This is a genomic window from Microtetraspora malaysiensis, from assembly GCF_001528665.1.
GTDB lineage: Bacteria > Actinomycetota > Actinomycetes > Streptosporangiales > Streptosporangiaceae > Microtetraspora_A > Microtetraspora_A malaysiensis.
Genome location: NZ_BBYJ01000031.1, coordinates 79,250 through 98,415, shown reverse-complemented (window position 1 = coordinate 98,415; position 19,166 = coordinate 79,250). Strand labels below are relative to the sequence as shown.

At 72.6% G+C, this 19,166-nt stretch carries 20 protein-coding genes; 14 read left to right on the top strand and 6 right to left on the bottom strand.

The window, feature by feature from the left end:
* A partial coding sequence (locus AWQ71_RS42185; RefSeq protein ID WP_157570730.1) for an HNH endonuclease signature motif containing protein occupies positions 1 to 610 on the top strand: 610 nt, incomplete at its 5' end.
* A gap of 158 nt (positions 611 to 768) precedes the next feature.
* Here AWQ71_RS42185 and dapD read toward each other — a convergent pair.
* Genes dapD through AWQ71_RS33590 form a run of 3 tightly spaced genes read right to left on the bottom strand, consistent with a single transcriptional unit; the run spans position 769 to position 2,250 of the window.
* On the bottom strand, positions 769 to 1,734 hold the full coding sequence (dapD, locus tag AWQ71_RS33600) for a 2,3,4,5-tetrahydropyridine-2,6-dicarboxylate N-succinyltransferase (RefSeq protein WP_067141214.1): 966 nt from the start codon (positions 1,732 to 1,734) through the stop codon (positions 769 to 771).
* Position 1,735: 1 nt separating this feature from the next.
* Positions 1,736 to 2,047, bottom strand: a complete 312-nt coding sequence (locus tag AWQ71_RS44070) for a response regulator transcription factor (RefSeq protein WP_067141211.1) — start codon at positions 2,045 to 2,047, stop codon at positions 1,736 to 1,738.
* Positions 2,044 to 2,250, bottom strand: coding sequence for an ATP-binding protein (locus AWQ71_RS33590; protein ID WP_067141208.1), 207 nt, complete (start codon positions 2,248 to 2,250; stop codon positions 2,044 to 2,046). The genes AWQ71_RS44070 and AWQ71_RS33590 overlap by 4 nt, the downstream gene beginning before the upstream one ends.
* On the opposite strand from AWQ71_RS33590, the gene AWQ71_RS33585 reads away from it, so the two are divergent.
* The 8 genes from AWQ71_RS33585 (at position 2,249) to AWQ71_RS33545 (ending at position 11,605) form a co-directional block, all read left to right on the top strand.
* Complete coding sequence (locus tag AWQ71_RS33585) at positions 2,249 to 2,536, top strand: hypothetical protein (RefSeq protein ID WP_157570729.1); 288 nt, start codon at positions 2,249 to 2,251, stop codon at positions 2,534 to 2,536. The two genes, AWQ71_RS33590 and AWQ71_RS33585, sit on opposite strands and share 2 nt — an antisense overlap.
* Before the next feature lie 90 nt (positions 2,537 to 2,626).
* On the top strand, positions 2,627 to 3,922 hold the full coding sequence (locus AWQ71_RS40915; RefSeq protein WP_084259578.1) for a glutamate-cysteine ligase family protein: 1,296 nt from the start codon (positions 2,627 to 2,629) through the stop codon (positions 3,920 to 3,922).
* 80 nt (positions 3,923 to 4,002) lie between these two features.
* Positions 4,003 to 5,433: an ergothioneine biosynthesis protein EgtB gene (gene egtB, locus AWQ71_RS33570; RefSeq protein ID WP_067141202.1), complete on the top strand. Its 1,431-nt coding sequence runs from the start codon at positions 4,003 to 4,005 to the stop codon at positions 5,431 to 5,433.
* Positions 5,434 to 5,439: 6 nt separating this feature from the next.
* Positions 5,440 to 6,315, top strand: a complete 876-nt coding sequence (locus tag AWQ71_RS33565; protein WP_067141199.1) for a class II glutamine amidotransferase domain-containing protein — start codon at positions 5,440 to 5,442, stop codon at positions 6,313 to 6,315.
* A gap of 48 nt (positions 6,316 to 6,363) precedes the next feature.
* Entirely contained in the window at positions 6,364 to 7,293 is a 930-nt protein-coding gene (gene egtD, locus AWQ71_RS33560) for an L-histidine N(alpha)-methyltransferase (RefSeq protein WP_067141195.1), read from the top strand.
* A 157-nt stretch (positions 7,294 to 7,450) separates the two neighbouring features.
* Positions 7,451 to 9,094, top strand: coding sequence for a carbamoyltransferase family protein (locus tag AWQ71_RS33555; RefSeq protein WP_067141193.1), 1,644 nt, complete (start codon positions 7,451 to 7,453; stop codon positions 9,092 to 9,094).
* A gap of 144 nt (positions 9,095 to 9,238) precedes the next feature.
* A complete protein-coding gene (locus tag AWQ71_RS33550; RefSeq protein WP_245658744.1) occupies positions 9,239 to 10,594 on the top strand; it encodes a cytochrome ubiquinol oxidase subunit I in 1,356 nt (451 codons plus the stop codon).
* A 21-nt stretch (positions 10,595 to 10,615) separates the two neighbouring features.
* The gene (locus AWQ71_RS33545; protein ID WP_067141190.1) at positions 10,616 to 11,605 is read left to right on the top strand and encodes a cytochrome d ubiquinol oxidase subunit II; all 990 of its coding nucleotides are present in this window, start codon (positions 10,616 to 10,618) and stop codon (positions 11,603 to 11,605) included.
* 28 nt (positions 11,606 to 11,633) lie between these two features.
* Here the strand turns inward: AWQ71_RS33545 and AWQ71_RS33540 are convergent, their stop codons facing one another.
* Complete coding sequence (locus AWQ71_RS33540; protein WP_067141187.1) at positions 11,634 to 12,395, bottom strand: Mut7-C RNAse domain-containing protein; 762 nt, start codon at positions 12,393 to 12,395, stop codon at positions 11,634 to 11,636.
* 86 nt (positions 12,396 to 12,481) lie between these two features.
* Positions 12,482 to 13,102, bottom strand: a complete 621-nt coding sequence (locus tag AWQ71_RS33535) for a hypothetical protein (protein WP_067141183.1) — start codon at positions 13,100 to 13,102, stop codon at positions 12,482 to 12,484.
* Positions 13,103 to 13,761: 659 nt separating this feature from the next.
* On the opposite strand from AWQ71_RS33535, the gene AWQ71_RS33530 reads away from it, so the two are divergent.
* From AWQ71_RS33530 to AWQ71_RS33515, 4 genes are all read left to right on the top strand, one after another.
* Positions 13,762 to 14,730 carry a cobalamin biosynthesis protein gene (locus tag AWQ71_RS33530; RefSeq protein ID WP_281196423.1) on the top strand — a complete coding sequence of 323 codons (969 nt, stop codon included), beginning with the start codon at positions 13,762 to 13,764 and terminating at the stop codon, positions 14,728 to 14,730.
* Positions 14,731 to 14,849: 119 nt separating this feature from the next.
* Positions 14,850 to 15,773 carry an ABC transporter ATP-binding protein gene (locus AWQ71_RS33525; RefSeq protein ID WP_067141177.1) on the top strand — a complete coding sequence of 308 codons (924 nt, stop codon included), beginning with the start codon at positions 14,850 to 14,852 and terminating at the stop codon, positions 15,771 to 15,773.
* On the top strand, positions 15,754 to 16,554 hold the full coding sequence (locus AWQ71_RS33520; RefSeq protein WP_067141174.1) for an ABC transporter permease: 801 nt from the start codon (positions 15,754 to 15,756) through the stop codon (positions 16,552 to 16,554). Before AWQ71_RS33525 ends, AWQ71_RS33520 begins: the two co-directional genes overlap by 20 nt.
* Positions 16,554 to 17,666 (top strand): PucR family transcriptional regulator, encoded by a 1,113-nt coding sequence (locus AWQ71_RS33515; protein ID WP_067141171.1) that lies wholly within the window; start codon positions 16,554 to 16,556, stop codon positions 17,664 to 17,666. The genes AWQ71_RS33520 and AWQ71_RS33515 overlap by 1 nt, the downstream gene beginning before the upstream one ends.
* Here AWQ71_RS33515 and AWQ71_RS33510 read toward each other — a convergent pair.
* The gene (locus tag AWQ71_RS33510) at positions 17,656 to 18,615 is read right to left on the bottom strand and encodes a quinone oxidoreductase family protein (protein WP_067141168.1); all 960 of its coding nucleotides are present in this window, start codon (positions 18,613 to 18,615) and stop codon (positions 17,656 to 17,658) included. The two genes, AWQ71_RS33515 and AWQ71_RS33510, sit on opposite strands and share 11 nt — an antisense overlap.
* 264 nt (positions 18,616 to 18,879) lie before the next feature.
* Between AWQ71_RS33510 and AWQ71_RS33505 the strand changes: the two genes are divergently transcribed.
* The gene (locus AWQ71_RS33505) at positions 18,880 to 19,158 is read left to right on the top strand and encodes a hypothetical protein (protein ID WP_067141165.1); all 279 of its coding nucleotides are present in this window, start codon (positions 18,880 to 18,882) and stop codon (positions 19,156 to 19,158) included.
* Positions 19,159 to 19,166 lie beyond the last annotated feature (8 nt).

The window sequence follows — 19,166 nt, the reverse complement described above, 5'->3', positions numbered from 1 at the left end:
CGGTCAGAGTGCGGGTGGCCGGGGCACCCGGGCCGGTAGGCCGAACGATCGGCCTGCCCGCGATGGCGAACAGCGCAAACAAGGACCGGGACACGCACGGGGACAAGGCCAGGCGCGGGGACCGGGACAGGAACAGGAGCGGGGACAAGCACAGGGGCGGGGTGCGGACTGGGCGACGCCCGGCGGGCTCATCTCAGGACGCACACTGCCCGGGCTGCTGCTCGCCACCGGACAGCTCCTGCCCGTCACCGACATCCACCGCCTCGCCCAGACCTCCAGCCTCACCCGCCTGGTCATGGACGCCGACGGCTGCGTCCTCGACGTCGGACGCACCGCCCGCCGCGCCACCCGACGACAACGCCGCGCCATCCTCACCCGCTACACCCGATGCATGGTCGACCACTGCCCCATGCCCGCCCACCTGTGCCAGATCGACCACATCACCAACTGGTCCGACGGCGGCACCACCGACCTGGACAACCTCGGACCCACCTGCCAGTTCCACAACCGCGACCGCTACCGCAACCCCACCCACTACCAACTCCACCGCACCGGCAAGAACCGCTGGGGCTTCACCTACATCAGCCCCCGAACCAGGACCCGCCAATGATGATCACAAGGTGGGTCTTCCGAACGGCGCTCCGAACGGCGGTTCGGACCGCGCTCCGGACCGCGCTGCCACCGGGCGGTCGCTGTGCTGTGGCGTCGGGATGGGCAAAGGGGGCGCCTCGCGCCGTCTGGGTGGTGACGGGGCGAGGCTGGGCCGGGTCAGTCGTTGGCGTGCAGGGCGGCGTTGAGTTCGATGCCGGTGCCCGTACGCGGAACGACCTCGACGGCACCCGTCGTCGAGTTGCGCCGCAGGAGCATGTTGGAGCGGCCGGACAGTTCCTTGGCCTTGACCGTGGTGCCGTCGGGGAGGGTGACCTTGGTGCCGGCGGTGACGTACAGCCCGGCCTCGACCACGCAGTCGTCGCCGAGGGAGATGCCGATGCCGGAGTTCGCGCCGAGCAGGCAGCGCTCGCCGAGGGAGATGACCTCCTTGCCGCCGCCGGAGAGGGTGCCCATGATGGACGCGCCGCCGCCGACGTCGGAACCGTCGCCGACGACGACTCCGGCCGAGATACGGCCCTCGACCATCGAGGTGCCCAGCGTGCCCGCGTTGTAGTTGACGAAGCCCTCATGCATGACGGTGGTGCCGGGGGCGAGATGCGCCCCGAGCCGTACCCGGTCGGCGTCGGCGATCCGGACGCCGGACGGCATGACGTAGTCGACCATGCGGGGGAACTTGTCCACGCCGTACACGGTCACCGGGCCGCGGGCGCGCAGGCGGATCCGCGCGTTCTCGAAGCCCTCGACGGCGCAGGGGCCGTGGTTGGTCCACACGACGTTGGAGAGCAAACCGAAGATGCCGTCCAGGCTGAGCCCGTGCGGGCGGACCAGCCGGGCGGACAGCAGGTGGAGCCGCAGGTAGAGGTCATGCGTGTCCACGGGCGGCTCGGACAACTTCGCGATGCCGGTCTCGACCGCGACGACCTCGACGCCGCGCACGTCGTCGCGCCCGAGGAGCGGGGCGAGCTCGCCCGCCTGCGAGGCGTCGAGCCGCCGCGTCCCCGCTGCGGGGGCGTCGCCCAGGGTGGGGGCGGGGAACCAGGTGTCGAGGACGGTGCCGTCAGAGGCGATCGTCGCAACGCCAATGCCGTGCGCACCCATGGTGCCGGAATCGAGAGCTGTCATGTCACCCAACGCTACCGGCATCGCCCGGACGGACGACTCCCGACTCGTACGCGTACCGGACGGCCTGGGCGCGGTCGCGCAGCCCGAGTTTGGCGAGGATCAGGCGGGCGGCGGCGAGGCCGTCCAGCCGGGGCATCGCGATGTCGAGCAGGACCACGTCGGGACGTAGCCGCCGGGCCAGCTCGACCGCGGCCCGCCCGTCGGCGGCTTCGCCGGTCACCATGAGGTCGGGCTGGGTGCCGATCACCAGCCGAAGCCCGGCGCGGATCATCGCCTGGTCGTCGGCGATGAGGATGTCGATCGTCTCGCTCACAGCGGGATCATCGCCCGCACGCGATAGCCGCGGGGGGAGAGCGGCCCGGCGGTGAGGGTGCCGTGAAACAGGGCGACCCGCTCTCGCATGCCGAGCAGGCCGTGCCCGCCGCGGGCCGGCGTGCTCCCGGCGTGCGGGCGGCACATCGTCATGTTCCAGCGGTTCCCCGTCGCCGAGGCCCAGGAGATCATGGGGGCCGCCATGCGTCCCGCGATGATCGTCGGCTGGCAGCTGCCCGGAAGGATCGGCTCGTTCCTCGGGCTGATCCTGGTCGCGGTCGCGGTCGCGGTCGCGTACGCCCGGTCCGGGCGGGCGGGCCGGTGGTTCCCGGCCGGTGTCCTCGTCGGGATGCTCGTCTGGCTCTTCGGGGCGAGGTCCTGGAACCTGGTGCTCGGGCTCGCGGGCCCGGTCATCCTGCTCCTGGCGTTCGGCGCTGTCGGCGTCGCGATCCTCCGCATGGACGACCGGGAGTGGTCCTCCGCGGGATGAGTCTCATGGCACGTCAAAGCCCACTTTTCACTACAGGCGTTACAAATCAGTCAAAGCGGGGATGACATTGGTCCCGTGGCTGGAGGGGCGATGACTGATGTTCAGGCTTTTGCTCGGGGGTGCTTCCAGCGCACCGAAACGGACCGGGTGGGCGTAGAGCTGGAGTTCCTGGTTTTCGACGCGGAGACGCCGTCGCGCCAGGTGCCCATCGCTCGCGTCGCCGACGCGCTCCCGCCGCTTCCCGGCGGGAGCGGCGTCACGTTCGAGCCCGGTGGCCAGCTGGAGCTGGCCACGCCCCCGCTGCCGCTGTCCGAGGCCGTGGCGGGTCTCGTCGCGGATATCGACGCCGTACGGCGCGCCCTCTCGGCGGCGGGGCTGGTGCTCGGGAGCCGCGCTCTCGACTCGATCCGGATACCGGTTCGGCAGCTTCGCCTCCCGCGGTACGAGGCCATGGCGGCGTTCCTCGGCCTGCCGTACGGGCGGCTGATGATGTGCTCGACGGCCTCGGTGCAGGTGAATCTCGACTTCGGGGCGAACCCCCGGGCGCGCTGGGACAGGGCACACCTGCTCGGTCCGGTGCTGGTGGCGGCCTTCGCGAACTCGCCGAGGGACGGCTGGATGTCCGGCCGTCAGGCCGTCTGGCTCAACCTCGACCGGACCAGGACCGCCCCGGTGGCGATGGGCGGCGACCCGGCCGAGGAGTGGGCCGAATACCTCCTCGACGCCCGCCTGATGCTGGTCCGCGAGCCCGAGAACGCGCCCGGGACGAACGCGCCTGCGACGAACGCGGCCGGCACGAGCGCGCCCGGCACGAGCGGAGCCGACATGAACGGTGCGAACGAGGCGGGCGCGAACGACGTGAACAGCGCGAACGCGGCCGGCGTGTACGGCGGCGGGCGGGGGCGGGCGCCGATAGGCCCCGGCGTGGTCGCGTGCCGCGCGGTTTTGGACGGCTCGCCGTACCGGGACTTCGCCCGGGTCGCGGGCAGGCCGCCGACCGGCGACGACCTGGCCTACCACGCCACGACCATGTTTCCCCCGGTGCGGCCGCGGGGGTGGATGGAGATCCGCTACCTCGACGCCCAGGGGCCGAAGGACTGGCCCGTCTGCGTCGCCGTCGTCCACGCGCTCGTCACGGACGACCGGGCGGCGGACGCCGCGCTCGACGCGGCGTTGCCGGTGCGCGGGGACTGGGCGCGGGCCGCCCGGTTCGGCCTGGCGGAGCCGCGGATGCGGCGGGCGGCCGAGGTCTGCTTCCGCGCCGCGGTCGAGGCGCTGCCCCGGCTCGGGGCGGATCCCTGGCTGGTCGAGCGGGTCGGCCGGTTCGCCGCCCGGTACATCGAGCCCGGCCGTTCCCCCGCCCTCGATCTGGAGATGTGCGGGTGATCGCCGGACGGCCGCGACGGCGTCCGCCGTGACTTCTTCCCCCAGGCCGCGCCCGGAGTCTCCACACCGAAGGAGATCGGATGAGAGAACGGCACGCCCCGCCTCCCCCGGCAGCGGGAAAGGAACTGATCGCCGCCGAACTGGCCGCCGCGCGTGCGCGGTCGCTCGCGTACACCGACATGGAGGACGACCTGCTGGTCCGCCAGCACTCGCCGCTGATGTCCCCGCTGGTGTGGGATCTGGCGCACGTCGGCAACTACGAGGAGCTGTGGGTGCTGCGCGCGGCCGGGGGGATCACACCGCTCCGGCCCGAGATCGACGACATCTACGACGCGTTCAAGCATCCGCGTAAGGACCGGCCCTCGCTGCCTCTCCTCGGGCCCGCGGAGGCGCGGCGCTACATCTCCGGCGTCCGGGGCCGGGTGCTGGACGTGCTCGACGCCGTCGATCTGGACGATCCGGACCCGCTGCGCGCCGGGGGCTTCGTGTTCGGGCTGGTCGTGCAGCACGAGCACCAGCACGACGAGACGATGCTCGCCACGCTGCAGCTCTCGGGGGAGCCGGGGCTGATCAAGGACGGCGAGCTCCCGGCCGGACGTACCCAGAACGCGGGCGAGACGCGGTCCGGTCAGGACGAGGTGTTCGTGCCTCCGGGGCCCTTCGTCATGGGGACGGACGCGCTGCCCTGGGCGTACGACAACGAGCGCCCGTCCCATCTGATGGACCTGCCGGGCTACTGGATCGACCGCTGGCCGGTGAGTAATGGCGACTACCTCGCCTTCATCGCGGACGGCGGGTACGACGACCCGCGCTGGTGGCGCCCCGAGGGCTGGGAGTGGGTCTGGCAGAAGGGGATCCACGCCCCGCTCTTCTGGACCCGCGGTCGCGCGGAAGGCGGCGCGGGACGCCGCACAGGAAGCCATATAGGAAGCCATATAGGAAGCCATATAGGAAGCCACGCTGGACACACAGGAAACGGCGGCCGGCGGGCCGCGGGCGGCGACGGCTGGTGGCGCAGGCGCTTCGGCCGGATGGAGCCGGTGCCGCTCGACGAGCCGGTGCAGCATGTCTCCTGGTATGAGGCCGACGCGTACGCCCGATGGGCGGGCAAGCGGCTGCCGACCGAGGCGGAGTGGGAGAAGGCCTGCGGTGGCCGGAGGTTCCCGTGGGGGGACGCCGACCCGCGGCCGGACCAGGCCAACCTCGGCCATCGGGCGGCCCGGCCCGCCCCCGTCGGCGTGTACCCCGCCGGGGCCGGGTCGTACGGCGCGGAACAGATGATCGGGGACGTGTGGGAGTGGACCTCGTCCTGGTTCCAGCCCTATCCGGGGTTCCGCAGCTTCCCGTATCCGGAGTACAGCGAGGTGTTCTTCGGCGAGACCTACCGTGTGCTGCGCGGCGGGTCGTGGGCCACTCATTCCGCGGCGATCCGTACGACCTTCCGGAATTGGGACTATCCGATCCGGCGGCAGATCTTCGCGGGGTTCCGGTGCGCCCGCGTGGCCGGGTGACCGCCCGTGTGCAGGCACGCGGCCTGGCTGGGGCCGCCCCGACCGCTGTCGTCGCTGATCGGGGAGTCCGAGCACGGCCTCCTCCACCAGGCGTACGCGCCCCGGCTGCAGCGGTACGGGACCGTCAACGCGGACGGGTTCGGCATGGGGTGGTACGACGACGGGCGGACCGAGCCGGTCCGATACCGCCGCTCCATCCCCATATGGGCGGACGCCAACCTGCCGGGGCTGGCCGCGGTGGCGCGGTCAGGCTGCCTGCTGGCGGCCGTGCGCTCCGCGACCATCGGGATGCCGATCGAGGAGAGCGCCACGGCGCCCTTCTCCGACGGACGCTGGCTGCTCAGCCACAACGGCCGGGTGGAGCGCGACGCCCTCCTCCCGCTGCTGTCCGCCGACGTCACCGTCCCGGAACGCGTGCCCGCAGGTGGGGCTGACGGAGAGATGCCGGCCCCAGCGTCGGTCCCGGCGTCGGTCCCAGCGTCGGTCCCAGCGCCGGCCCCGGCGGCGGTCCCGGCCGCGGCCTCCTGGAACGGCGCCGCCGCCCCGGCCGCGGGCGGCGCGACTCCGGAGAGTCTGTGCGACTCGGCGTGGCTCGCCGCGGCCGTGTTCGCGCGGCTCCGCGCGGGGATGCCCGCGGCCGAGGCCGTGGCGCGGATCGTCACCGAGGCGGCGCGGACAGACCCGGCGGCCCGGCTCAACCTGCTCGTCTGCGGCGGATCCGAGATCGTCGCCACCGCGTGGGGCGACACCCTTTTCACCCATGTTCACGAGGGCGTGCTCCTGGCGAGCGAGCCCCTGGACGGCAGGCCGGGCTGGCGTGCCGTGGATGACCGCACTTTGGTCGTGGCATCCCCCGACGGCGTGAGCGTGACCCGCATCTGACCCGTCAGGCACCTCTGAGCACGTCTGACACGTATCCGAGGAGCGGAAGTGATCAACCATCTCGACGGCGGTTATCTGCGCCAGGCACTGGAACGAGACGTCCGCACCGGCCTCACCTCCGAACCGAAGTGGCTGCCCCCGAAGTGGTTCTACGACGAGGTGGGCAGCGAGCTGTTCTCCCGGATCACCCGGCTGGACGAGTACTACCCGACCCGGCGTGAGCTGGCGATCCTGCGTTCTCACGCCGCCGACATCGTGCACAGGAGCGGCTCGGACACCCTGATCGAGCTGGGCTCCGGCACCAGCGAGAAGACGGCCCTGCTGCTTCCGAAGATGCGCGTCTACATGCCGGTGGACGTGGACGCGGTCACCCTCCGGGCGAGCGCGCGGCGGCTGTCGGCGCGCTTCCCCCGCCTGGCCGTACAGCCGGTGTGCGCGGACTTCGAACGGCACCTGTCGCTGCTCCCGCCGGGGATGGTCGCCTTCCTGGGCGGGACCATCGGCAACCTCGACCCCGAGGCCAGGGAGGTGTTCCTGAACGAGCTGCGCTCCACCCGCAAGCCCGGCGACGCCTTCCTGCTCGGGGCCGACCTGGTCAAGGACAGGGGGCGGCTGATCCGCGCGTACGACGACGCCGAGGGGGTGACGGCCGCCTTCAACCGCAACGTGCTCCACGTCATCAACCGCGAGCTGAACGCCGACTTCGTCCCGGACGACTTCGCGCACGTGGCCCGGTACGACGAGGAGAACGAGTGGGTGGAGATGCGGCTGCGGGCGACCCGCCCGATGCGGGTCCACATCCGCGACCTCGACCTCACGGTCTACTTCGTCCGGGGCGAGGAGATGCGCACCGAGATCAGCGCCAAGTTCCACCGCGACGGGCTGGCGGAGGAGCTTGCGCGGGCGGGCTTCGCCCTGGACCGCTGGTACTCCGACCCGGGCGGGGACTTCGCCCTCGCGCTCAGCACCGCGCGCTGAACCGTCCGGCGGAGCCCACGGGTCAGCTGCCATCTGGCTACATAGCGTGACATTCCTCAAGTAGCGCTTCTGTCTCGTCCGGCCTTCACACAGGGCGGCGTTTCAGAAGCGCTGCTCTCGGTAACAGCATCGGAACGCTCCGAGCGGAGGTACGCGGATGCGGTTCTTGGGGATCAACGCCATATTCCATGATCCGGCGGCGGCCCTGGTCATCGATGGCGAGATCGTCGCGGCGGCCGAGGAGGAGCGGTTCAGCCGGCGCAAGCACGGCAAGCGCTCGGTGCCGTTCTCCGCCTGGGAGCTGCCGGAGGAGGCGGTGGCCTGGTGCCTGAGCCAGGCCGGACTGCGCCCCGACGACCTCGACGGCGTGGCCTACTCCTACGACCCCGCGCTGGTCCGGCCGGGGCTCGCCGGGGCGGACGAGCATTGGGAGGACCTGCGCACCGCATACGCGCGGAGGGCCCCCGCGTTCCTCGCCACGGCCGTGCCCGGGTTGGACCCGGACCAGGTCAGGTTCGTGCCGCACCACATCGCGCACGCGGCCTCGGCCGGGCTGGCCGCGCCGTACCGCGAGTCGGCGGTGCTGGTCTGCGACGGGCGCGGGGAGGCGGTCTCGCACCTGGCCGGGCACTATCGCGACGGCGAACTGACCGTCCTGGCCGGCCAGGAGCTCCCGCACTCCCTCGGGCTGATGTACGAGGAGGTGACCGAGCACCTCGGCTTCCTCCGTTCGGGCGACGAGTACAAGGTGATGGCGCTCGCGGCCTACGGCGAGCCGCGCCACCTGCCGGAGCTGCGGGAGCTGGTCTACGCGACCGGCGACGGCGGGTTCCGGGTCGAACCGATCGACTGGACCGGGTACGCCAAGCGCCGCGAGGGTGGCCAGGGGGTGTGGGCGCCCGAGCACGCCGACCTGGCCGCGAGCGTGCAGGCCCGGCTGGAGGAGGTGCTGCTCGACCTCGCCCGCTGGCTGCACGACCGCACCTCGGCCCGCTATCTGACGATGGCCGGGGGAGTGGCGCTCAACTGCGCCGCCAACACCCGCCTGCTGGCCGAGGGGCCGTTCGCGGACATCTGGGTCCAGCCGGCGGCGGGCGACTCGGGGACCGCGCTGGGCGGCGCGCTCCATCTGGCCCGCGCGTACGGCGAGAACGTCGCGCCGATGCCGGGCGCCGACCTCGGGCGCGGCTGGCGGGACGAGGAGCTGGCCGTCTGGCTGGACGTGGCACGGGTGGCCTACGACCGCCCCGACGATCTGGCCGGCGCGGTCGCGGCCGAGCTGGCCGCCGACCGGATCGTGGCCTGGTTCCAGGGCAGGAGCGAGTACGGCCCGCGCGCGCTCGGCCGCCGCTCCCTGCTCGCCCACCCCGGCCGGGCCGGCAACACCGAACGGCTGAACGCGGTGAAGGGACGCGAGCGGTTCCGCCCCGTCGCGCCCATGGTGCTGGCCGAGCGGGCGGCCGAGATCTTCTCCCGGGGGCCGGCGTCCAGCCCGTACATGCTGTTCGTGCACGACGTGCGGCCGGAGTGGCGGGACCGGATCCCGGCGGTGGTCCACGTGGACGGCACCGCGCGGATCCAGACCGTGGAACGTTCCCGCGAGCCGCTGCTCGTCCGGATGCTGGAGGAGTTCGAGGTCCGCACCGGGCTGCCGGTCGTGGTCAACACCGGCCTGAACACGTCCGGGCGGCCGATGGCGGACGACCCCAGGGACGCCCTGGAGTGCTTCGGTTCCACGCCGGTGGACGTGCTGGTGCTCGGGCCGTTCCTGGTCCGCAGGCGGGCGGTGGTCGGCGTGTGATCACCGTGGCCGTCCCGGCGACCGGCGCCCCGACGGTCGCTCGACCATGTGATGGCATAAAGTCACCGATCGCGTACGCTGTGTCGTTTGATGGCGATACCGGGTGGGGACGTGCCATGACATGTCATCCCGACGGGCGCTGCCGTGCTGAGCCCGCTCGCCCTCGCGGCGGGCCCGGCCAGCCCGGCCGACCTGCTCGCGGCCCGGATGCAGATGGGGTTCTCGCTCGGGTGGCACATCATCATCGCCTGCCTGGGGGTGGGGATGCCCAGCCTGCTCCTCTTCGTGGAGTGGCGGGCCGTGCGGGCCGGCGACGCCGACCTCATGCGGCTGGCGCGGCGGTGGGCCAAGGGGATCGGCGTGCTCTTCGCGGTGGGCGCGGTGTCGGGCACGATCCTCAGCTTCGAGATGGGCCTGCTGTGGCCGGGCCTGATGGACGTGTACGGCCAGGTGATCGGGATCCCGTTCGCGATTGAGGGCGTGGCGTTCTTCATCGAGGCGATCTTCCTCGGCATCTACCTGTACGCCTGGGACCGGCTGCCGCCGCGTATCCACCTGCTGAGCGGGCTGCCCATCGCGATCGCGGGTGTGGCGTCGGCGTTCTTCGTCGTGTCCGCCAACGCGTGGATGAACCAGCCGCGCGGCTTCGACCTGGAGAACGGCCGGGTGACCCGGGTCGATCCGATGGCGGCCATGTTCAACCCGGCCACGCTGCACCAGACCGTCCACATGATCATCGCGGCATTCATGGTGGCCGGGTTCGGCACCGCGGCCGTATACGCGGTCGGGATGCTGCGCGGGCGCCGGGACCGCTACCACCGGCTGGGCTTCCTGATCCCGTTCACGCTCGCCGCGGTTCTCTCCCCGATCCAGATCTTCGTCGGCGACTACGCCGCGCGGGTCCTCGCCGAGCACCAGCCGACCAAGCTCGCGGCGGCCGAGGCGCTCTTCCGCACCGGCACGCACGCGCCGCTCAGCTTCGGCGGCGTGGTCCGGAACGACACGCTGCACTGGGCGGTCGAGGTGCCGAGCGCGCTCTCGATCCTCGTCGGGTTCAGCCCCGCGACCCTGGTCAAGGGGCTGGACCAGGTGCCGCGCGCCGACCGGCCGCCGGTCAACCCGGTCCACTGGGGGTTCGACGTGATGGTGGCGATCGGGTTCTTCCTGCTGCTGATCTCCGCCTGGCTGGCGGTCGCGTGGTGGCGGCGGCGCGACCTGCCCCGCCCGCGGCTGTTCCTCTGGCTGGCCGCGCTCGCCGGGGTGGCCGCGGTCGTCGCCGTCGAGGCGGGCTGGATCGTGACCGAGGTGGGCCGCCAGCCCTGGATCGCGTTCGGCAGGATGCGCACGGTCGAGGCGGTGAACCCCGCGCCCGGCCTGTGGGTGGGGTTCCTCATCGTGCTGCTGGTCTATCTGCTCCTCACCGTGGCGACCGTCTACGTACTGCGGGTCATGACCAGGGCCGCGCTGGTGCGCGCGGTCGCCCCCCAGGAAAGGGCCTGACGGACAAGCCATGGACGCCTGATGGACACTGCGCAGATCGTGCTGGTCGTGCTGTGGGTGGGCATCACCCTCTACGCGCTGCTCGCCGGGGCGGACTTCGGCGGCGGCGTCTGGGATCTGCTCGCCGGGCGCGAGCACGCGAACCGGCGGCTCATCGAGCACGCGATCGGGCCGGTCTGGGAGGCCAACCACGTCTGGCTGATCTTCGTGCTCGTCGTCCTGTGGACGGGGTTCCCGCCGGTGTTCGCGGCGGTCATGTCCACGCTCTACATCCCGCTGACGGGGGCGGCCCTCGGGATCATCTTCCGCGGCTCGGCGTTCGTCTTCCGCAAGGTGAGCACGCAGTGGTGGCAGCGGCGCCTCTTCGGCGCCGCGTTCGCGATCTCCTCGGTGTTCACCCCGTTCTTCCTGGGCGCGGTCGCCGGGGGGATCGCGTCGGGCCGGGTGCCGCGCGGCCTGGCCGCGGGGAACCTGCTCGGCAGCTGGTTGAACCCCACCTCGATCTACGGCGGCGTGCTCGCGGTCGGCGTCTGCGCCTATCTCGCCGCCGTCTATCTGTGCGACGACGCCGTACGGGCCGGGCTCGACCCGGAGGGGTTCCGGCGCAGGGCGATCGGCACCGGGATCGTGGTGGGCCTGATCGCGGTGGCCGGCATCGGCGTGCTCCGCCTGGACGCCCCCAGGCTCTTCACCGGGCTCACCCATCGCGCGCTGCCCGTGGTCGTGGCCGGCGCCGTCATGGGCCTGGCGTCGCTCGGCCTGCTCCTGGCGCGCCGGTACCTGCTGGTCCGGCTCACGGCGGTGCTCGCGGTGACCGCGGTCATGTGGGGGTGGCCGCTCGCTCAGTACCCCGTGATGCTGCCGCCGTCCCTCACTTACCAGCAGGCGGCGGCCGGACCCGGGGTGCTCCTGTTCCTGTTGATCGCGCTCGGCGTGGGCGCGCTGCTGATCCTGCCGTCGATCGGGTGGCTGCTCCTCATCCAGCGGCGACTGCCGTACGACTCCCACTGACCGGGCGTCGCCCGGGGTACGGCCGAAGTCACACGATTCGGCGCGCCATGGCGATGATCTCCTCCAGGCGGTCGCCGTGCGCCCCGCGCCAGTAGACCCGGTGGCAGGCCGGGCAGCGGGCGAACGTCTCGTAGGTGCGGCGCGTGCCCGGCGGCAGCCTCCGCACCACCTCGGCCTTGCCCGTCGCGACCAGCGGCCCGTTGCAGGCCGTGCAGCGGGTCCACGGGGCCAGCGGCGGCGCGAACCTCTCCAGCACGTCGGCGAGCTGCTCGTCCGGCCGTGATCCCCGGACGTACGCCCCGAGCCACAGCGCCCTGCGCCGGAGCAGCCCGCGGTCCTGGGTCAGCAGCACCCGCCGCTCGGCGTTCGCCCGCTCGATCAGCGTGTCGTCGTCCAGGTCGTTGCGGTACGCCGTGTCGACGCCGACGACCCGCAGCCGCCGGGCCAGCGTGCCCAGGTGCACGTCGAGCAGGAACCGGGACGAGGGCACCCGCTGCGGCCGCTCGACCCCGAGCACCCGTACGGCCTCGCCCGGCGCGGGCCGGTACGCCGGGGGCACCGGGCGGCCCTCCACCACCAGCGCGCCGACCTCGGTGAGCGGAACGCCGATCGACTCGACCACGTGCCCGAGCGAGGACGTGCCGTCGTAGGGGACCGGGAGCGCCGTCTCTCCCGCTGCCTTTCCGCCGGCCTCTCCCGATCCGGCCCGCGCTTCCGTGCGCCGCAGGCGAGACGAGAGGAAAAGCCGCAGCTCGGGCGCGACGGTGACGGTCAGCTCCCGTCCGGTCATGCTCCCAGCATGCCAGCCGCCGCCCGTACGGCAGGGCGCGGTCCGCCCGCACCGCCGCCGGTAACGGGTAACGGGTGAGCGCGCGGTCAGATCTGGTCGACCCGCCAGAGCGTGAGACCGAACGCCGTGGCGACGGGACGCCACTGCTCCACGAAGCGGGTCTTGGCGTTCTGGGCGTCCGCCGACCGGTCGAGGCCCGTGACGTAGTCCTCGTCGCCGGTGACGGGGCCGGTGCAGCCGCCCTTCAGGTACCGCCGCGCCCAGGACAGGAAGGCGGTGTCCGCGTCCGCCGAGGCGTCCAGTGCCTCGATCAGCGTCGCCTTGAGGTTGTCGCCGCCGGACAGGGACGACACGTCGAGGTCCCGGGCCGACGCGAGCTGCTCGCGGCGGCTGTCGGTGATGGACGCGATCGTGTCCGCGCCGGAGCCGTCGCAGCCGCTCACGCTCGCGATCGCGCCACTCAGCCCCGAGCGGGCGGAGTGGCTGCCCGCCAGGAGGGTCTCGATCGCCCGCGCCTGCCCGCCGGCCTTCTCATCCGAGCCGCCCGCCGTTCCGGTCTCCGTGGTGGTGGGGTCCGGCGTTTCGCCGGGCGTCGGCGAGGAGGCGGTCGGCTCCGTCGAGGCGTCCGGGCTCGCCGTGGCGATCGAGCCGGTCGGCGGGCCCGTGTGCGTCGGTCCGGTGGACCGCCCGGCGACCAGCCACCACACGAGCGCGAGTGCGAGCAGCGCCGGGACGACGCCCAGAGCGACCTTGGGCCAGCGCCGGTTCCGCAGACGCCACGGTTCCGAGGGCTCGAAGGGCGTGCGAGGACCCGGCGGGTCCCAGGCCGCATGGTGTTCCTGCGGCGCGTGTGTCGGCGGTCCTTGCCATGCCGCACGGCGCCCCCGCGGCGCGTGCGGCGGCCCTTCCCATGCCGCCGGTCCCTCCGGGGCGCGCGGTCCTCCCGGCGTCTCCTGGCCCGGCTGCCGTACCGGCTTGGGAGACCAGTACGGAGAGGTCTCCGGGGACAACCAGAGCCGGCCTTCCGCGGACGGCTCCGCCGCCGGCGGCCGGATCGGCTGGGGAGCGGGCAGGGAACGACCGCATCGGGGGCAGGAGGGAAGGCTCCCCATATCTGCCCCGCAATGGTCACATACACGACTGGGCGCAGGATCCCGGTTCACGAGCTCCCCATATCCGGTCAGGCAAAAATGTGACAATGTTCGGCTTTTTCCGTCAAAGCCGAATTGATGCGCGACGGGGAAGACGACTGTTTTGCACCGACTCTACTCATGGTCGTTTTGCGTTTCATAGACTCTTCCACCCCCGGTTTCCCTCCCGGGAGGCTCGGTGGTCACGTTCCACGCGATCACGAGACAATTCCCCCGTGAAACGTACGGAGAGGTACACCGCCGCGGGGATGGCGCTCGGGGTCGTGGCCGACGCCCTCGTGGGCGACCCCCGCAAGGGGCACCCGGTCGCCGTCTTCGGCGGCCGCGTCGCCGCCCTGGAAAACCGCATACACGCCGACTCACGGGCGCGCGGGACGCTGTTCACCGCGATCTGCGTGGGCGCGGTCGCCGGGATCGGGGTCGCCGCGGACCGGCTCACCCGCGGCCGCCCGCTGGCGCGTACCGCCGTCACCGCCGCCGCCACCTGGGCGGTCCTCGGAGGGACCACGCTCGGCCGCGAGGGCGCGCACATGGCCGCGTCCCTGGAGTCCGGCGACCTCGCCGCCGCCCGCGCGCGGCTGCCGCACCTGTGCGGGCGGGATCCCTCCCGGCTGGACGCGCCGGAGCTGGCGCGGGCCACGGTCGAGTCGATCGCGGAGAACACCTCCGACGCCGCCGTCGCGCCGCTCTTCTGGGGCGCGGTGGCGGGGGTGCCCGGCCTGCTCGCCTACCGGGCGATCAACACGCTCGACGCCATGGTGGGACACCGCTCCCCGCGCCACGAGCGGTTCGGCTGGGCGTCCGCCCGGCTCGACGACGCGGCCAACCTCGCCCCGGCCCGGCTGACCGGCCTGCTCGCCGTCGCCCTCGCCCCGGTCGCGCGCGGGTCGTCCCGCCGGGCGCTGGCCGCGCTGCGGAGGGACGGGCACCGCCACCCGAGCCCCAACTCCGGCCAGTGCGAGGCCGCCTTCGCCGGAGCCCTCGGCGTACGGCTCGGCGGCGTGAACGACTACGGCGGGCGGCGCGAAGCGCGGCCCGAGCTGGGGGACGGGCCGCGGCCCGCCGTCCCCGACATCCGCCGTGCCGTACGGCTCGCCCGGGCGGTCTCCTGGACGGCGGCGGCGTTCGCGGTCGGCGCCCGCTGGGCGGTGGCGGCCCGGCGTGGAGCGAGCGCGGCGCGGTGACCCCCGGCCACGATCCGGGGTGAGCGCGGCTGGTTGCCGGAACCGCGAAAGAAACAGATCGCCAGATATCCGATGACGGGCATTTCCTCCGCGAGGCACGTGGGAGGACCATTCCGGTCATGACAGCGGTTGTTCAGACCGAAGGACTGACCAAGTTCTACGGGAAACGACGGGGCCTGCACGACCTCGACCTGGAGATCCAGCCGGGCGAGGTCTTCGGATATCTCGGCCCCAACGGTGCGGGGAAGACGACGACGATCCGGCTGCTCCTCGACGTGATCAGGCCGACGTCGGGCCGGGCCGTCGTCCTCGGCCTCGATCCGCGCGACAGCCGGGCGCGGGCCAGGATCGGCTACCTGCCCGGCGAGCTGGCCGTGGAGGGCCGCGAGAAGGCGGGCGCCTACCTCGAGTTCATGGCAGCGGTACGCGGCGGGCCGTCGCGCCGCCGCATCGAGGAGCTCGCCGAGCGGCTGGAGGCCGACCTGTCGGCCCGGATGGGCGAGCTCTCCAAGGGCAACAAGCAGAAGATCGGCCTCATCCAGGCGTTCATGCACGAGCCCGAGCTGCTCATCCTCGACGAGCCGACGAGCGGCCTCGACCCCCTCGTCCAGCAGGAGTTCCTCGCCATGGTCCGCGAGGTCAGGCGCGAGGGCCGCAGCGTCCTGATGTCCTCGCACGTCCTGGCCGAGGTGGAGCACGTCTCCGACCGGGTCGGCATCGTCCGCTCGGGCCGGCTGGTCGCGGTCGAGGACGTCGCCGCACTCAGGGAGCGGGCGGTCAGGAAAGTCGAGTTCCACTTCGACGCGCCGGTCCCCCGGGAGGCGTTCGAGAACCTGCCGGGCGTGCGGGACCTGGTCGTCGAGGGCGCGAACCTGCGCTGCACCATCGACGGCCGTCCCGACGCGCTGATCAAGGCGGCGGCGCGGTTCACCGTCGTCCACATGGTCAGCTCGGAGCCCGACCTGGAGGAGATCTTTCTCACCTACTACAGCGAGGAAGAGCACGGTGACGAGGAGGCCGGGCATGTCCGCGCTCGTGCGTAAGACCCTGGGCGACTACCGCAGGGCGCTCATCGGCTGGACCATCGGGGTCTGCGCGTTCTTCCTGCTCTACCTGTCGATCTACGACAGCATCGCGGCGAACCCGGACCTCTACGAGAAGGCCGCGCTGGCCAAGTATCCGGGCGCGCTCAAGGACCTCATGGGCGGGCTGGCCGACCTGGCCACCGGCGCCGGATTCCTCCAGGTCATCGCGTACCAGCTGTTCGGCCCCATGATGCTGATCATGTGCGCGGCGGTGCTCGGCAACCGGGCCGTCGCCGGGCCGGAGGAGTCCGGCACGCTGGAGCTGGTCCTCACCCTGCCGATCAGCCGGCGGCGGCTCGTCCTCGGACGGTTCGCCGCGCTCGCCCTCGGCCTGCTGGGCGTCGGGCTCGCGACCTTCCTCGTGATCGCCGTCATGTCGGCCGTCCATGACATGGGCGTGCCGATCGGCCACATCGCCGCCGCGCACGTCGGGCTGTACCTGCTGGTCCTGTTCTTCGGCACGCTGGCGCTCACGCTGGGCGCGGCCGTCGGGAGCAAGGCGCTCGCCCTGGCGGCGACCGCGGTCTACGCGATCGGCGGGTACGTCGTCGAGACGCTCGGCAAGAGCGTGGACGCGATCTCCTGGCTCCGCGTGATCTCGCCGTTCCACTACTTCCTGGACGGCAGGCCCATCTATCAGGGCTGGCCGGTGGGCGACTATCTTGTCCTGCTGGCGGCGACGGCCGTGCTTCTCGCGGTGGCCGTCCTCACGTTCGACCGGCGTGACGTAGGAGTCTGATGGACGTGCTCGTTCGGGTGAGCGAGGCGACCGGGGTACCCGCCGACCTGCTCGGCGGGTACCTTTCCGCGCTGGCGGCGTCCGTCGCCACCGGCCGGCTCCCCGACCGCGCGGAGACGGACGCGCTCAGGGCGTGCGGCACGCTCGCCGCCGAGCGCGGGGTCCCGCTGCGCGCCCTCGCCGACGCCTGCCTCCTCGTCGCTGAGCTGACGCAGGCGACACCGGGGACCGCCGCGATCTTAGGAGTCGTACGGCGCGGCCTCTCGGCCTTCGCCGAGGGATACGAGGAGGCCCACCTCACGGCCATCGCCACGGAGGAGGGGGCGCGCCGGGAGTTCGTGGACGACCTGCTCCAGGGCCGGGCGGACGCGCGGCAGGCCGAGCACTTCGGGCTCCGCCTGGCCGAGGCGTACACCGTGACCGTGGTGCGGGCGGCGGACCCGCTGCCGCCGGACGCCCCCGTGGTCAGGCGGATCGAACGGGCGCTGGTGGCGAGGTTCGGCTCGCACAACATCCTCGTTGCCGGGCGCGACGGCATGCTGGTCTGCGCCGCGCCCGCCTCGCTGGCGGCGGCGACGGGGGAGTTCACCCACCAGGTGCGGTCGTCGCTCGAGGCGTGGCGGGCCGGTGTCGGGCGGCCGCACCACGGGCCGGGCGGCATCGTCACGTCGTACCGGGAGGCGGTCGGCGCGATCGACCTCGGTGAACGGCTCGGCCTGCGCGCGCAGGTGCTCAAGGCGGCCGACCTGCTGGTCTTCCCTGTGCTGCTGCGCGACCACGGCGCGATCGTGGACCTGGTCGGCACCGTGCTCGGCCCGCTGGAGGCGGCGCGCGGCGGACCGGAGCCGCTGCTCTCCACCCTGGAGGCCGTGTTCGCGTCCCACGGGAACCACACGGCCGCCGCGCGCCGGCTCGGCGTCAGCACCCGGGCCGTCACCTACCGGCTGGAGCGGGTGCGCAGGCTCACCGGCTTCTCCCCGGTCGACCCCACGCAGCGGTTCACCCTGGAGACCGCGGTGCTCGGGGCGCGCCTGCTCGACTGGCCCGCCCGTCCCCTCGACGGCCGGGCGGGATCCGACGGGCGGCACGACCCCTTCGGGCTCAGGGGATGAGCAGGAGCTTGCCGGTCGTGCGGCGGGCCTCCAGGTCGTCGTGCGCCCGGCGTGCCTCGGCCAGCGGGTAACGCCCGGTGATGTGCACCTTGAGCGCCCCCGACGCCACCCAGCCGAGCAGCTCGCCCGCCCGCCCGAGCAGCTCCTCGCGCGTCGCGACGTAGTGGCCGAGCGACGGCCGGGTCAGGAACAGCGAGCCGCCCAGGTTCAGCCGCTGCGGGTCGACCGGCGGGACCGGGCCGCTGGCCGCGCCGTACAGGGCCATCATGCCGCGCGGGCGCAGCGACGCCAGCGAGCCGTCGAACGTGGACGCGCCGACGCCGTCGTAGACGACGTGGACGCCCGCGCCGGTGATCTCGTGGACCGCCTCGCTGAAGTTCTCGTAGCGCAGCACCTCGTCGGCGCCCGCCTCCCGGGCCAGCTTCTCCTTCGCCTCGGTGGAGACGGTGCCGATCACCCGGGCGCCGAGCAGCTTGGCCATCTGGGTGAGCAGCAGCCCCACGCCGCCGGCCGCCGCGTGGACCAGCACGTCGTCTCCCGGTCGCACCGCGTACACCGAGTGGGTCAGGTAGTGGGCGGTCAGCCCCTGGAGCAGCACGGCGGCCGCGAGCTCGGGCGAGAGGCCACGGGGGAGCGGCACCGCCTGGTCGGCCGAGACCACCGCGCGCGTGGCGTAACTGCCGAGCGCGTTCGCCCAGCCGACGGCGTCGCCCACGACCAGGTCGGTCACGCCCTCCCCGGTCGCGATGACCGTGCCCGCCCCCTCAGAACCGGGGACGAACGGCAGCGGAAGCGGGTAGCGCCCCTGCCGATGGTAGACGTCGATGAAGTTGACGCCGCTCGCCGCGACCTGGACGAGCACCTCGCCCGGGCCGGGCGCCGGATCAGGCCGCTCGGCGTACTCCAGGACGGAGGAGTCACCCGGGGTGGAGACGACTATGGCACGCATGAAAACTCCCGTTGCGAGACTTCCTTGCTCGTGCCCAACCCCCGCGCCGCCACCCCTTGTTCCCGCCGCCCGAAGACCCACGTCGACGCGGCGATCTCCCGGACATCCGGATCCGGTCCACCACGAGCGTCGACGTCGAGCCGGGTCAAGTGGTCGGTAAGTGGTCTGTACCTACGGTCGCCAGTGTGATTATGATCATGATTCCGGTGCGGCGGGGTCCCGCCTCGCCGGGAACGGCCGATCCCCACCCCGAAGGGACAGCTCATGTCGAACAAGCTCACCAGATTGGCCGCGACGTCGCTCGCGGCGGTCACCCTGGCGACGGCGGGTTCCGCGCTGGCGGCACCCGCCGAGGCCGCGGTCACCGGCTCCGGCACGTCGAGCACCTCGGTCGCCCTCGCGTCCACATGGATCAAGTACGGCGATTACTCGTCCGAGGCGAAGTGCAAGGCGAAGGGCGAGGAACTGCGAAAGAAGGGGACGTACCTGTCGTACTTCTGCGAATACACCGGCTTCTTCACGCTGATGGTCCTGACCAGGTGACCGGCTGA

Excerpts from the sequence above, each read along its gene's own strand:
- AWQ71_RS33585 (WP_157570729.1), top strand. The coding sequence starts at position 2,249 with ATGCGTCCCGCGATGATCGTCGGCTGGCAGCTGCCCGGAAGGATCGGC.
- AWQ71_RS33510 (WP_067141168.1), bottom strand. The coding sequence starts at position 18,615 with ATGCGTGCCATAGTCGTCTCCACCCCGGGTGACTCCTCCGTCCTGGAG.
- AWQ71_RS33590 (WP_067141208.1), bottom strand. The coding sequence starts at position 2,250 with ATGGCGGCCCCCATGATCTCCTGGGCCTCGGCGACGGGGAACCGCTGG.
- AWQ71_RS33520 (WP_067141174.1), top strand. The coding sequence starts at position 15,754 with ATGTCCGCGCTCGTGCGTAAGACCCTGGGCGACTACCGCAGGGCGCTC.
- egtB (WP_067141202.1), top strand. The coding sequence starts at position 4,003 with ATGAGAGAACGGCACGCCCCGCCTCCCCCGGCAGCGGGAAAGGAACTG.
- AWQ71_RS33555 (WP_067141193.1), top strand. The coding sequence starts at position 7,451 with ATGCGGTTCTTGGGGATCAACGCCATATTCCATGATCCGGCGGCGGCC.
- AWQ71_RS33545 (WP_067141190.1), top strand. The coding sequence starts at position 10,616 with ATGGACACTGCGCAGATCGTGCTGGTCGTGCTGTGGGTGGGCATCACC.
- AWQ71_RS33515 (WP_067141171.1), top strand. The coding sequence starts at position 16,554 with ATGGACGTGCTCGTTCGGGTGAGCGAGGCGACCGGGGTACCCGCCGAC.
- AWQ71_RS40915 (WP_084259578.1), top strand. The coding sequence starts at position 2,627 with ATGACTGATGTTCAGGCTTTTGCTCGGGGGTGCTTCCAGCGCACCGAA.
- AWQ71_RS33540 (WP_067141187.1), bottom strand. The coding sequence starts at position 12,395 with ATGACCGGACGGGAGCTGACCGTCACCGTCGCGCCCGAGCTGCGGCTT.
- dapD (WP_067141214.1), bottom strand. The coding sequence starts at position 1,734 with ATGACAGCTCTCGATTCCGGCACCATGGGTGCGCACGGCATTGGCGTT.
- AWQ71_RS33525 (WP_067141177.1), top strand. The coding sequence starts at position 14,850 with ATGACAGCGGTTGTTCAGACCGAAGGACTGACCAAGTTCTACGGGAAA.
- AWQ71_RS33505 (WP_067141165.1), top strand. The coding sequence starts at position 18,880 with ATGTCGAACAAGCTCACCAGATTGGCCGCGACGTCGCTCGCGGCGGTC.